The sequence below is a fragment of the Mycobacterium triplex genome (genome assembly GCF_000689255.1).
Lineage (GTDB): Bacteria > Actinomycetota > Actinomycetes > Mycobacteriales > Mycobacteriaceae > Mycobacterium > Mycobacterium triplex.
Genome location: NZ_HG964446.1, coordinates 4,311,590 through 4,324,141 on the forward strand (window position 1 = coordinate 4,311,590; position 12,552 = coordinate 4,324,141).

A 12,552-nucleotide genomic window follows, 5' to 3' on the forward strand; every position below is an offset into this window, starting at 1 on the left:
GGCCGGCCGGTATGCGGATAATGTTCAAGTCCCACCGGCAAAGGAGCCACGATGAGCGCAGCCAGCACCGACCGTCCGTTACGCGTCATCCAGTGGACGACCGGCAACATCGGGCGGCGCTCGCTGCACGCCATCATCGGCCGGCCCGACATGGAACTGGTCGGGGTGTACGCGCACGGGGCGGACAAGGTCGGTGTCGATGCCGCCGACCTTTCCGGCTGGCCCGAGCCGACCGGTGTGCGGGCCACCAACGACGTCGACGCGCTGATCGCCCTGGGCGCAGACGCGTGTTGCTATAACCCGTTGTGGCCCAACATCGACGAGTTGGTGCGGCTGCTGGAGTCCGGCGTCAACGTGTGCTCCAGCGCGGCCTGGATCACCGGCGGCAAGCAGACGCCGCAGGATCGCAAGCGCATCGAGGACGCTTGCCGGAAGGGCAATTCGACGATCTTCGGCAGCGGCGCGCATCCGGGCATGACGAACATGGTCGGCATGGTGCTGTCCGCCTCCTGCGAGCGTGTCGACGAGATCCGGATCACCGAGTCGGTGGACTGCTCAACCTACGAGTCCGCGGAAACCCAGACGGCGATGGGGTTCTCACAGGACCCCGACACACCGGGGCTGGCGGAAAGCGTGCGGGCCGAAAGCGAAGTGTTCGCCGAGTCGGCGGCCATGATGGCCGACGCGATCGGCGCCAAGCTGGACAAGATGACATTCGACGTCACGTTCACCGCGGCCACCGCCGATTCCGATCTGGGCTTCATGAAGATCCCCGCGGGCACTGTCGGCGGGGTGTACGGCTTCCATCGCGGCTGGGAAGGCGACCGCAACGTCGTCAGCGTCGGATTCAACTGGACCATGGGTAACCACGTCGTCCCGCCCAAGCCGCTGGAGCACGGCCACGTCATCCAGGTGTTCGGGATGCCCAACATGCGGACCGTGCTGCACTGCCTGCCGCCGAAGGATTGGACGGAGCCCGGGTTCATGGGCCTCGGCATGATCTATACCGCGATGCCGGTCACCAACGCCGTCCCCGCCGTGGTGGCCGCCGAGCCCGGGATCGTGACCCTGGCCGATTTGCCGCCGGTCACCGGGCGCCTAGCGCGCTAGCCGGATGACGTCGGCGACAGGTGGTCCACCCCGAGGAACGCTTCCGTCCTTTAAGGTTTAGAGTACTTAGCCGAGCAAAGGTTCCGCCGACAATTAGGGTTGTCGACACGGTGGCGAGCTTTCCGAGGCAGGACGGCAGGCCCCCGCAGCGGTGAGCGGAAGGCGGTCAAGGTGAGGGGTTCGCCAAACTCGGATGCCATATCCCAGGTGCTCAAGCGGGCGTGGATTCCGCTGCTGCTGACTGTGGTACTGGCAGTCTCGGCGTTGGTCGTGTCGCGGCTGCACAGGATCTTCGGCTCGGAAGACCTCAACGCGAATGCCGGCAAGGGCATCGAGATCGTGCAGTTCAACCCGAAGGTCGTCGTCTACGAAATCTCCGGCCCGCCGGGCGCGACCGCGAACATCAACTACTGGGACGAGAACGCCAACACACACCAGGTCGACAACGCGCCGCTACCGTGGTCGATCACGATCTCGACCACGTTGCCGTCGGTGAGCGCCAACATCATGGCGCAAAGTGACAGCAACCGAATCAACTGCAAGATCACGGTGGACAATGTCGTGCGCGACCAGCAGAGCGCGGACGGACACAACGCTCAGACCTTCTGCCTGGTGAAATCTGCATGAGCGAGCTGAACAAGGGTCAGCTGAGCGTCGACGACACCGCTGACACTGGTCCGATCGGCAGCCCAACCCGGGCGGACGCCCAACGCTCGCACCGCCCCGTCGTTCCGCACATGATCCGGCTGTTCGCGGTGCCGATCCTGCTGGCCTGGGTGGTCGTCACAGTGCTGGTCAACGTCATGGTTCCCAAGCTGGAAGTCGTCGGTGAAGCGCATTCGGCCCCGCTGGCCCCCGACGATGCGCCGTCGATGGACGCGATGATGCGCATCGGCCACAACTTCAAGGAATTCGATTCCAACAGCACCGTCATGATCGTGGTGGAGGGCCAACAGCCACTCGGTGCGGACGCGCACCACTACTACGACGAGATCATCAGCAAACTTCGCAAGAACCCTAAGCAGATCCAGCACATCCAGGACTTCTGGAGCGATCGGTTGACGGCAGCGGGTTCACAGAGCGCGGACGGCAAAGCCGCGTACGTGATGATCAACCTTGGGGGCAACCAAGGCACCAGTCAGGCCAACGCCTCCGTGGAAGCCGTCCGCGACGTGGTGAAGGAGACGCCTGCGCCGCCCGGGGTCAAGGCCTACGTGACCGGTCCAGCGGCGCTCACCGACGACATGCACGTCATCGGGAACGCGAGCCTGGCCACGATCACGCTGTTCACCCTCGGAGCCATCGCCCTGATGTTGATGTTGGTGTATCGCTCCGTTGTCACCACCCTGATCCAGCTGTTCATGACCGGCATCGCGTTGCTCTGTTCCCGAGGGGTCGTCGCAGTCCTCGCGTATAACAACGCATTCGGCCTCACCACCTTCGCGGGCAACGTCCTGACCATGCTGGCGATCGCGGCCGGCACCGACTACGGCATATTCCTGGTGGGCCGCTATCAAGAGGCACGCGCGGCCGGTGAAGACCGAGAAACCGCCTACTACAGCACGTTCAAGGGCGTGGCCCCGGTCATCTTGGGTTCGGGCCTGACCATCGCCGGGGCGACGTACTGCCTGAGCTTCGGCCGGCTGCCGTGGTTCAAGACGATGGGCCCACCCGTGTCGATCGGCATGCTGGTCGTGACGCTCGCTGGTGTCACGCTGGGCCCGGCAGTCATGTTCCTGGGAAGCCGTTTCGGTCTGTTCGAAAGCAGGCGGGTGGCCAGGGGGCGGCTGTGGCGACGGGTTGGCACGGCGGTGGTGCGTTGGCCCGTACCGATTTTGGCCGTCAGTGCCGCGGTGGTCCTCGTCGGCATGGTTGCCCTGCCGGGGTACGTGACCAGCTACAACGACCGCTACTATCTGCCCACCAGCGCGCAGGCCAACCAGGGATACATCGCGTCGGACCGGCACTTCACCCAGGCCCGGATGAACCCGGACTTGCTGATGATCGAGGCCAGCCACGACATGCGGAATCCGGCCGACATGCTGGTCTTGGACAGAGTGGCCAAGAACATCCTGCGCACCCGTGGCATTGCGATGGTCCAAGGCATCACCAGGCCGCTGGGCATTCCGATTCAACACAGCTCAATACCGTTTGTGAACAGCATGCAAAGCCAGACAACCATGCAGAACATGAAGTTTCTCAAGGACCGCATCGCCGACATGCTCAAGATGACCGACGACCTGCAGACCCAGATCGAGACCACCCAGCGCCAGTACGAGGTGTCGCTAGACCTGGCCCATGCCGCCGACGACAGCGCAAGGACCACCGCGGTCACGTCGCAAATCACCGATCAATTACGCGACCACATCGCGGATTTCGACGACACCTTCCGGCCGGTGCGCACGTACTTCTACTGGGAAAAGCACTGTTACGACATCCCGGTGTGTTACGGGCTGCGGTCCCTGTTCGACACGCTGGACGGATTCGACCAACTGGCCGAGCAATTCCATTACCTCACGGCGGACATCCAGCACACCGCCAAGGCCACCCACGACCTGAATGCACTGTTTCCCATCCTGATAACGACGCTGAAGACCACCCGAGGTATCCAGCTGACGCTCTACCAGACGTCCAAGGCGATGATCGACCAGATGGAGGCGATGAGCAACACCGCTATCGTCATGGGTCAAAGCTTCGACGCCTCCAAGAACGACGACTTCTTCTATCTGCCGCCGGAAGCCTTCGATAACCCGGACTTTCAGACAGGTCTGCGCCAGTTTCTGTCACCGGACGGCAAGTCGGCCCGCTTCTTCATCACCCACGAAGGCGATCCGATGACCCCGGAGGGAATCTCACGCGTCGACTCGGAAAGGGCGGCTGCTCAGGACGCCCTGAAGCAGTCGTCCCTTTCTGACGCCAAGGTCTACCTGGGCGGCACCGCCGCGACTTTCAAAGACATGCACGACGGCGCCAAATACGACCTGATGATGGTGGTCATCGCGTCGCTGACGCTGATCTTCATGATCATGCTGTTGCTGACGCGAAGTGCGGTTGCGGCCTTGGTCATCGTCGGCACCGCCGCCAGCTCGATCGCCGCATCCTTCGGGTTGTCGGTGCTGATCTGGCAGGACCTGTTCGGCATCAAGATCCACTGGATCGTGATGACAATGTCAATCATCATCCTGCTGGCCGTTGGATCCGACTACAACCTGCTGCTGGTCTCCCGATTCAAAGAAGAGATCCGTGCGGGACTCAAGACCGGGACCATCCGATCCATGGCGGGTACGGGCGGGGTGGTGACCGCGGCGGGCCTGGTGTTTGCGTTCACCATGTTCTCCATGCTCGGCAGCCAACTGCGTGTGCTCGGCCAGATGGGCACCACGATCTGCATCGGCTTGCTGCTGGACACGTTGATCGTGCGCACGCTCTTGATGCCGTCGATCGCCACGCTGCTCGGACGCTGGTTCTGGTGGCCGCAGGTCGTCCATCCGCGCGGGGACAATGCCCGAAAACCGGTGCCCGCCTAAACGTTTGCCACTTCCAGGCAAACCGCGACGGCCCCGGGCCCGACATGCACGCCGAGCACCGGCCCCAGCGGGGTGACTATCGCCGGTGCGCAGCCCGGCAACCGCTGGGCCAGCGCGGCAGCCACCTCGTTCGCGCCGTCGGGGTTCACCACGTGGTGCACTGCCACGGCTGCGGTGCCGTCGCCGACGATGTCGCAGACCCGGTCGAGCATCGCCGCCGTCGCCTTGCCCACGGTCCGTACCCGTTGGGCTAGAACGAGTTTGCCGTCCTCGATGCGCAGCAGCGGCTTGAGGGACAGCGCGGTGCCCAGCCATGCCTTGGCACCGCCGATCCGGCCGCTGCGCCGCAGGTTGTCCAGACCGTGCACCACGATGAACGCGCGACCGCGGCTTACCGCCGAGTTCGCGGCGGCCACCACAGCGTCCAGGTCAGCGCCGTCGGCCGCAGCCCGGGCCGCGGCCAACGCGACAAAGCCGGTGCCCATCGCCGCCGACCTGGAGTCGACAACCCGTACGGCCGACCCTATTTCGGCCGCGGCCCGTTCACCGACGCCGCAGGTACCCGACAGCGCCGACGAAATATGTACGGCCACCACACCATCCCCGCCGGAGTCGGCCAGCGCCTGGCGGTAGGCGGCGCCGAGTTCTGCCGGAGTGGCCGCCGCGGTTGTGGCGTGGTGCCAGTAGACGTCGTCGGGGATTTCGTCCACCCCGTCGCGCAGATCACCGCCGTCGAGCAGGACATGCAGCGGGACAACCCGTATCGCCCACTTCTCGAGCAGATCGGCCGGGAGACGCGACGAGGCATCGGTCACCACCACGACGGTCATTGCTCAGCCGCGCGGTTTCTCGGTTGCCACGCCGGCCTCGGCCAGCGCCTTGAGCATCAACTCCGCGACGGCCTGGTGAGCTTCGAAATTCCAGTGGATGCCGTCGGGATTGCCACGGCCACTCATCACCTGGTCGGCCACCGCGGCTTTGAGATCCACCAGCGGAATGTCGTGCTGCTCCGCCCATTCCGTGATCGCGGCCACGGTCCCGGCGCGGCCGTGGTGGGCCTTGCCGTAGGTCTCGGCGATATGCACCGACGGCAACGATGCCACGATCGGGATACCCGGGCGGTTGAAATCGATTGCGCCCCGGGTCTGCTCGAGATACTCGGCGGTCAGATGGGGCGGCAAGGCGGCCCGGGCCACCGGCGAAAGCCTGGGCTGCACCCAGCCATAGCCGTCGCGGACCCAGCGCCGCAGCCACGGCGGGCGGACGTAGCGGATCAATTCACGCAGTGCGGTCGGCAGCACCGACGGCAGCGAATCCATCCCGCAGGTCGCGAAGATCACCGCGCCCGCCCTGGGCAGCGCCGCCCAGGACCGGGGGTCCTGCGTGGCGGCCCACCACACGTCGCGACAGGTCCAGCCGATGCGGCCGATCAGCTCCATATCCCAATCCAGTTGTGAGGCAACGATATTGGGCCAGATACGGGGGTCGTCGGCGGGCAGTCCCCCGCTGGGGCCGTAGTAGGACAGCGAGTCGGCGAAGACCAGCAGCGTGGGTCGTACGTCGGCGGACATCGTTTTCAGCCCTGCACCGAAGCGTTCCATACGTCGAGCCGCCAGCGGATGCCGCCGAACTCGGCGCCTAAGTCTTGCGAGTGGCCGGAGAGCTGCACCCAGCTGGCATTGCCCAGGCCACCCAGCATCGGCCAGTTGGCGACCGGGAGTTTCAGCAGCGCAGCCGATAACGCGGCGATCAGGCCGCCGTGGGCCACCAGAATCACCGGCCGGTCGGGCTCGTCGGCCTCTCCCCATTCCGATTCGCCGGCCACCAGCTCGGCGACCAGCGGCACGCTGCGGGCGGCGACGTCGACCCGGCTTTCCCCGCCGTGCGGCGCCCAGCTGGCGTCGTCGCGCCAGGTGGCCCGGGCGCCCGGGGCCTGCGCGTCAACCTCGGTGTGGGTCAAGCCTTGCCATTCGCCCAGGTGTGTCTCGCGCAGCCGCTCGTCCACCCGCACCGGCAGCCCGGTGCGCTCCCCCAGCGTGACCGCGGTGTCGTAGGCACGATGCAGATCCGACGACACGATCAGCAGCGGCTGCAACTTGCCCAGCACCTCGGCGGCGGCGCCCGCCTGCGCGCGGCCCAATTCGGTGAGTGCGGAGTCCAACTGCCCCTGCATGCGGCTGCCGGCGTTGAAGTCGGTTTGGCCGTGCCGCAACATCAACAGCCGGCGGATCGTCATTGCGCGCTCGCCGAATCCTGCGGACCGCCCGCCAGGTCCACCGGTATGACCGGACAGTCACCCCACAAGCGGTCCAGTGCGTAGAAGTTGCGGTCGTCCTGGTGCTGTATGTGCACGACGATGTCGCGGTAATCCAGCAGCGTCCAGCGTCCCTCCCGAGCACCCTCACGGCGCGCGGGCTTGTAGCCGGCCTTCTGCATTTTCTCCTCGACCTCGTCGACGATCGCGTTGACTTGCCGCTCGTTGGACGCCGAGGCGATCACGAAGCAGTCGGTGATGACCAATTGCCCCGAGACGTCGATCACCACAACGTCGTTCGCGAGCTTGGCAGCCGCCGCGTTCGCCGCGATCGTCGCCATGTCGATGGCTTCCCGGGTGGCGCTCACGGGTTGTTCCCCGCGGAAAGACTGGACTCCGTCGGACCGAGTGTCGCTTTGGCCTCTCCCGCGACGGGGGCGCGGTAAAGCCGGCGCTTGGAGACGTACTGCACGACACCGTCGGGCATCAGGTACCACAGCGGACGGCGCTCGGCGGCACGCTGACGGCAGTCTGTCGAGGAGATCGCCAGCGCCGGAATCTCAACCAGGGTCAGCGCATCCTTGGCCAGCTCGCCGAGCACCTCGGTGATGTGCTCGTGGCGCAGCTCGTAGCCGGGCCTGCTGACGCCGATGAACCGTGCCAGTTCGAACAGCACTTCCCAGCCCTGCCAGGACAGGATGGACGACAGCGCGTCGGCTCCGGTGATGAAGAACAGCTCGGAATCCGGGTTCAGCGCGTGCAAGTCCTGCAACGTGTCCTTGGTGTAGGTGGGGCCACCGCGGTCGATGTCGACCCGGCTGACCGAGAACCGGGGATTGGAGGCGGTCGCGATCACCGTCATCAGGTACCGGTCCTCGGCGGCGGAGACATTGCGGGTCTTCTGCCACGGCTGACCGCTGGGCACGAACACCACTTCGTCGAGGTCGAACAGGTCGGCCACCTCACTGGCGGCGACCAGGTGCCCGTAATGGATGGGGTCGAACGTCCCACCCATCACTCCCAGCCTGCGGCGCCGCTTTTGCACGATGTGCCAGCTTACCGGGCCGCTTGGGCCGAGCGGTCGGCGCGCTGTGGTCCCACCCGCCACATCAGTCCCTGCGTCGGGGAGCCGAGTCCCGCCCGGTCGTGTAGAAGAACTCTGTGGACAGTTCACCGGCCGAATCGGCGCGCGCGCCGCTGTTGCTCCGGGAGTCGATCGTCGCGCAACTGCTCGACGCCGCGGCAGTCGGCGACGTCGCCGCGAAGGTCGACCTGCCGGCTGTACCCGACTTGATCGACGAGTACCTGATCGTGTGCGGTCGACTCTGTGCGGAACTCGGCCGGGAGCTGTCCGGGGAGGAACGGGCTCGGGTCCGGCGGCGGCTCGGGCGACGGTTGGCCGAGGCTCACACGGCTTCGACGCGTTCGATCGTCCGGGTCGTGGTCGCGGCCTTCCGCGGCCGGCCGGTGCAGTCTCAGATCACCGCCCACCCGCAGACCCTGCAGCGCTACTACGCGCGCTGGCTGCACCGCCCGGGGCCGTCGCTGTTCGGTAAGCAAGCCGACGCCCGGGTGTGGACGCTGGCCCGCGAGGCCGCCGATCCCACCACGCATCCGGTACTCGATATCGGGGCCGGAATCGGGCGCAACGCCCTGGCCCTGGCCCGACGCGGACATCCGGTCGACGCGGTGGAACTCACCCACGAATTCGCCGACGTCATTCGCTCCGAGGCCGCAGCACAATCCGTCGACGTGCGGGTCGTCGTGGGTGATGTCTTCGCGGCGGTTGACGAACTCCGGCGGGACTACCAGCTGATTCTGCTGTCCGAAGTGGTCTCCGATTTCGTATCGACAGAGCAGCTACGCGGTCTTTTCGAGCTTGCCGGTCGGTGTCTGGCGCCGGGGGCGCTAATGGTGTTCAACACGTTTCTGGCGGCGCCCGAACACGCGCTGGATCAGGCGACGCGTGAGTTCGGGCAGCATTTTCACACCGGCGTGTTCACCCGCGGCGAGATCGACACTGCGGCAATCGGATTGCCCTTCGAGCTGATCGCCGACGATGCGGTGTACAGCTACGAAAAGACGCACTTGCCGCCCGGTGCGTGGCCGCCCACCCGGTGGTACCCCGACTGGATCCGTGGTGTCAACGCTTTCCCGATCGTGCGTGACATGAGCCCGATCGAGATGCGCTGGCTCGTCTACCAGAAGTTCACGTCTTCCTAACGGCATGCCGCGCCGACGAGCCGCTCGTCGTGTACAAGAAGCGGTGTGGAGGAATTGCTGCTCGGGTGCGTCGATCAGGACGAACAGCTACGGGACGCCCTCAACCGGCGGTTCTATACGCAGACGGTCGTCAAGGGTGAGATCACGCTGTCGGCAGTTCCGGGGCTGATCGACGAGTACGTGTCGATGTGCGCAGGCATCGTCACCGCCGTCGGGCGGACGTTCGACGACGACGAGCTCGCCCATCTGCGGGAGATATTGGAAACCCAACTGGCCGAGGCCTACTCGAGGTCGACCCGGTCGAGAATCGTCATCGCCTACCAGGGTCAGGCCGGGTCACTGATGCGGTTCCACGTCAAAGCCACCTGGTCGACCGTGGAGAGCGCCTACGAAGATTGGCTCAGCCACCGGGAACCGCCGCTGTTCGGCACCGAGCCCGACGCCCGGGTATGGGACCTGGCCAACGAGGCCGGCGATCCCGCCGCGAGCCGCGTGCTCGAGATCGGAGCGGGAACCGGGCGCAACGCCCTACCGCTCGCGCGCCGTGGACACCCCATCGACGTGGTGGAGATGACGGAGAAGTTCGGCGACCTGATCCGCGCCGAGGCGCAGCGCGAGGACCTCGACGTGCGCGTCATCGTGCGCGACGTGTTCGCCGCCGCCGACGAGCTGCGGTGCGACTATCAGCTGATAGTGCTCTCCGAGGTGGTCTCCGACTTCAGGTCGACCCGGCAGTTGCGCGGCCTGTTCGAGCTCGCCGCCGAGCGCCTCACCCCCGGCGGGCGCCTGGTGTTCAACGTGTTCCTGCCGCGTGGAAACTACACGCCCGACGACGCCGCGCGCGAGTTCGGGCACCAGGTGTACACGACGATCTTCACCCGGCATGAGATGGCAAGCGCCGCAGCGGGACTGCCGCTTGAACTCGTAGCCGACGATTCGGTGTACGACTACGAGAAGGCGCACCTGCCCGAGGGGGTGTGGCCGCAAACCAGCTGGTACGCCGACTGGGTCAGCGGCCTTGACGTGTTCACCATCGACCGCGACGCGCGGCCGATCGAGATGCGCTGGCTCGTCTATCAGAAGACGACGTGATCAGACCGGCAGCAGCTGGTCGATCACCGTGGCGAGCTGCTTGGCAGACCGGCATTCGTGCATGGTGATCACTTCTTCGTAGCGTGGCACGGCCGAATCGCCGCTGCCCCACAGGTGTCGGGGCTCGGGGTTGAGCCAGTGCGCGTGCCGGGCGGCGGTGACCATGTCGGACAGCACGTCGATGGCCGGGTCGCGGTAGTTGGTGCGACCGTCGCCGAGCACCAGCAGGGAGCTGCGCGGTGACAACACATTCGGATTGGCCTGCACGAACGACACGAACGCGTTGCCGTAGTCCGAGTGGCCGTCGCGGCTGTAGACGCCGGCTTCGCGGGTGATCCGCTGAATCGCCACGGCCAGATCGCATTCCGGACCGAACATGTGGGTGACCTCGTCGGTGGTGTCGATGAAGGCGAACACCCGCACCCGTGAGAACTGTTGGCGCAGCGCGTGTACCAGCAGCAGGGTGAAGTGGCTGAACCCGGCCACCGAACCGGACACATCGCACAGCACGACCAGTTCCGGGCGCGCCGGACGGGGTTTTGCCAGCACCACGTCGATCGGCACTCCGCCGGTGGACATCGACTTGCGCAGCGTCTTGCGCAGGTCGATCGTCCCGGCCCGGCTGCGACGGCGCCGGGCCGCCAGCCGGGTCGCCAGGGTGCGGGCCAGCGGGGCCACGACTCGCTGCATCTGGCGCAGCTGGTCACCGGAGGCCCGCAGAAACTCGACGTTCTCGGCGAGCTGCGGGATGCCGTACATCTGCACGTGGTCGCGGCCGAGCTGCTCGGCGGTACGCCGCTTGGTCTCCGCGTCGACCAGCTTCCGCAACTGGGTAATCCGCTGCGCGGCAAGGGCTTTGGCGATCTGCTCTTGGGTGGGACTCGGCTCGTCGCCATACGGGGCGAGCAGGCCCGCCAGCAGTTTGCCCTCCAGCTCGTCCAGCGCCATCGCCTTGAGCGCCTGATACGACGAGAACGACGGGCCGCGGCTGGAACTGTATTTGCCGTAGGCCTCCACGATCCGCGCGATCATCGCGACGAGTCGCTCGTCCATGTCGGCCAGGTCCTCGTTCTGGGTCAGCAGGTCCAGCAGCATCTGGCGCATCGCGTCGACGTCGTCGGCGGGCAGGGCGTCGCTGTCTTCACCGGCCCCGCCGTCGTCGTCGACGACGACCGCCCGCGCACCCATCGCCGCGGGAAACCACAGGTCGAACATCGCGTCGTAGGTGTCGCGGTGATCGGGCTGGCGCAGCACCGCACACGCGATGCCTTCGCGCAGCACCTCACGGTCAGCCAGACCGAGGGTGGCCATCACCCGGCCGGCATCCACAGTCTCCGACGGGCCCACCGAAATCCCCACTCCGCGAAGCGCTTCCACGAATCCCACCAGGTGGCCCGGCAACCCGTGCGGGGCGAGCGGCCTGCTGGGGCGGATGCGGCGCGGGGGCATCAGTTCAGCCTGAGTTCCCCGGCCGCGCGTTGCTGGTCGGATTGGTGTTTGAGGACCACGCCGAGCGTCTGGGCAACGACCGCGTCGTCAATGGTGTCCAGGCCCAGCGCCAGCAGCGTGCGGCCCCAGTCGATGGTCTCGGCGATGGACGGCACCTTCTTGAGCTGCATGCCGCGCATGACGCCGATGATGCGCACCAACTCTTCGGCCAGATGCGCTGGCAGCTCGGGGACCCGGGACAGCAGGATGCGCCGTTCCAGGTCGGGCGTCGGGAAGTCGATGTGCAGGAACAGGCAGCGACGCTTGAGCGCTTCGGACAGTTCGCGGGTGGCGTTCGACGTCAGCACTACCAGCGGCGTGCGCTCGGCGGTGATCGTGCCCAGCTCGGGAACGGTGACCGCGAAGTCGGAGAGCACCTCGAGCAGCAGGCCCTCGATCTCGATGTCGGCCTTGTCGGTCTCGTCGATCAGCAGCACCGTCGGCTCGGTGCGCCGGATCGCGGTCAGCAGGGGGCGCTGCAGCAGGAACTCCTCGCTGAACACGTCGTCTTTGGTCTGGTCCCAGTCTCCGGAGCCGGCCTGAATGCGCAGGATCTGCTTGGCGTGGTTCCACTCGTACAGTGCGCGCGCCTCGTCGACCCCCTCGTAGCACTGCAGTCGAACCAGGCCGGAGCCGGTGGCTTGCGCGATGGCACGCGCCAGCTCGGTCTTGCCGACCCCGGCGGGACCCTCGACCAGCAGCGGCTTGCCCAGCCGGTCGGCGAGGAACACGGCGGTCGCGGTGGCCGTGTCGGGCAGGTAGCCGGTCTCGGCCAACCGCCGCGAGACGTCGCTGATGTCCGCGAACAGCGGGGTGGACCGGGCGGGCACGCTCACAATCTCAGTTCTCCTAAAACGC

At 66.3% G+C, this 12,552-nt stretch carries 12 protein-coding genes; 5 read left to right on the forward strand and 7 right to left on the reverse strand.

Annotated features, from left to right (window positions below):
• The first annotated feature begins 51 nt into the window (after positions 1–51).
• The 3 genes from BN973_RS19935 to BN973_RS19945 all read left to right on the forward strand — a co-directional run bounded on the left by BN973_RS19935 (position 52) and on the right by BN973_RS19945 (position 4,637).
• Positions 52–1,110: an NAD(P)H-dependent amine dehydrogenase family protein gene (locus BN973_RS19935; RefSeq protein WP_036470368.1), complete on the forward strand. Its 1,059-nt coding sequence runs from the start codon at positions 52–54 to the stop codon at positions 1,108–1,110.
• A gap of 198 nt (positions 1,111–1,308) precedes the next feature.
• Entirely contained in the window at positions 1,309–1,737 is a 429-nt protein-coding gene (locus tag BN973_RS19940) for an MmpS family transport accessory protein (RefSeq protein ID WP_198048992.1), read from the forward strand.
• On the forward strand, positions 1,734–4,637 hold the full coding sequence (locus BN973_RS19945) for an MMPL/RND family transporter (protein ID WP_036470369.1): 2,904 nt from the start codon (positions 1,734–1,736) through the stop codon (positions 4,635–4,637). The genes BN973_RS19940 and BN973_RS19945 overlap by 4 nt, the downstream gene beginning before the upstream one ends.
• Here the strand turns inward: BN973_RS19945 and BN973_RS19950 are convergent.
• The 5 genes from BN973_RS19950 to nadD are packed head-to-tail and all read right to left on the reverse strand — an operon-like array spanning position 4,634 to position 7,936.
• Positions 4,634–5,467, reverse strand: coding sequence for a DegV family protein (locus BN973_RS19950; protein WP_036470370.1), 834 nt, complete (start codon positions 5,465–5,467; stop codon positions 4,634–4,636). The genes BN973_RS19945 and BN973_RS19950 overlap by 4 nt on opposite strands.
• A gap of 3 nt (positions 5,468–5,470) precedes the next feature.
• Positions 5,471–6,208 (reverse strand): diglucosylglycerate octanoyltransferase, encoded by a 738-nt coding sequence (octT, locus tag BN973_RS19955; protein WP_036472761.1) that lies wholly within the window; start codon positions 6,206–6,208, stop codon positions 5,471–5,473.
• 5 nt (positions 6,209–6,213) lie between these two features.
• The gene (gene gpgP, locus BN973_RS19960) at positions 6,214–6,873 is read right to left on the reverse strand and encodes a glucosyl-3-phosphoglycerate phosphatase (protein WP_036470372.1); all 660 of its coding nucleotides are present in this window, start codon (positions 6,871–6,873) and stop codon (positions 6,214–6,216) included.
• Entirely contained in the window at positions 6,870–7,259 is a 390-nt protein-coding gene (gene rsfS, locus BN973_RS19965; protein WP_036470373.1) for a ribosome silencing factor, read from the reverse strand. Before rsfS ends, gpgP begins: the two co-directional genes overlap by 4 nt.
• Positions 7,256–7,936: a nicotinate-nucleotide adenylyltransferase gene (gene nadD / locus BN973_RS19970; RefSeq protein WP_084163466.1), complete on the reverse strand. Its 681-nt coding sequence runs from the start codon at positions 7,934–7,936 to the stop codon at positions 7,256–7,258. The genes rsfS and nadD overlap by 4 nt, the downstream gene beginning before the upstream one ends.
• A 116-nt stretch (positions 7,937–8,052) precedes the next feature.
• On the opposite strand from nadD, the gene BN973_RS19975 reads away from it, so the two are divergent.
• Complete coding sequence (locus BN973_RS19975; protein WP_036470377.1) at positions 8,053–9,114, forward strand: class I SAM-dependent methyltransferase; 1,062 nt, start codon at positions 8,053–8,055, stop codon at positions 9,112–9,114.
• A gap of 45 nt (positions 9,115–9,159) precedes the next feature.
• Positions 9,160–10,206 (forward strand): class I SAM-dependent methyltransferase, encoded by a 1,047-nt coding sequence (locus tag BN973_RS19980; protein ID WP_036470378.1) that lies wholly within the window; start codon positions 9,160–9,162, stop codon positions 10,204–10,206.
• Here BN973_RS19980 and BN973_RS19985 read toward each other — a convergent pair whose 3' ends face one another.
• Complete coding sequence (locus BN973_RS19985) at positions 10,207–11,655, reverse strand: vWA domain-containing protein (RefSeq protein WP_036470379.1); 1,449 nt, start codon at positions 11,653–11,655, stop codon at positions 10,207–10,209.
• Positions 11,655–12,530, reverse strand: coding sequence for an AAA family ATPase (locus BN973_RS19990; protein ID WP_036470381.1), 876 nt, complete (start codon positions 12,528–12,530; stop codon positions 11,655–11,657). Before BN973_RS19990 ends, BN973_RS19985 begins: the two co-directional genes overlap by 1 nt.
• Positions 12,531–12,552: the final 22 nt, after the last annotated feature.

What these genes read in the sequence shown, in the direction of transcription:
- BN973_RS19935 (WP_036470368.1), top strand. Translation starts at nt 52, where the DNA reads ATGAGCGCAGCCAGCACCGACCGTCCGTTACGCGTCATCCAGTGGACG.
- BN973_RS19945 (WP_036470369.1), top strand. Translation starts at nt 1,734, where the DNA reads ATGAGCGAGCTGAACAAGGGTCAGCTGAGCGTCGACGACACCGCTGAC.
- BN973_RS19950 (WP_036470370.1), bottom strand. Translation starts at nt 5,467, where the DNA reads ATGACCGTCGTGGTGGTGACCGATGCCTCGTCGCGTCTCCCGGCCGAT.
- octT (WP_036472761.1), bottom strand. Translation starts at nt 6,208, where the DNA reads ATGTCCGCCGACGTACGACCCACGCTGCTGGTCTTCGCCGACTCGCTG.
- gpgP (WP_036470372.1), bottom strand. Translation starts at nt 6,873, where the DNA reads ATGACGATCCGCCGGCTGTTGATGTTGCGGCACGGCCAAACCGACTTC.
- BN973_RS19985 (WP_036470379.1), bottom strand. Translation starts at nt 11,655, where the DNA reads ATGCCCCCGCGCCGCATCCGCCCCAGCAGGCCGCTCGCCCCGCACGGG.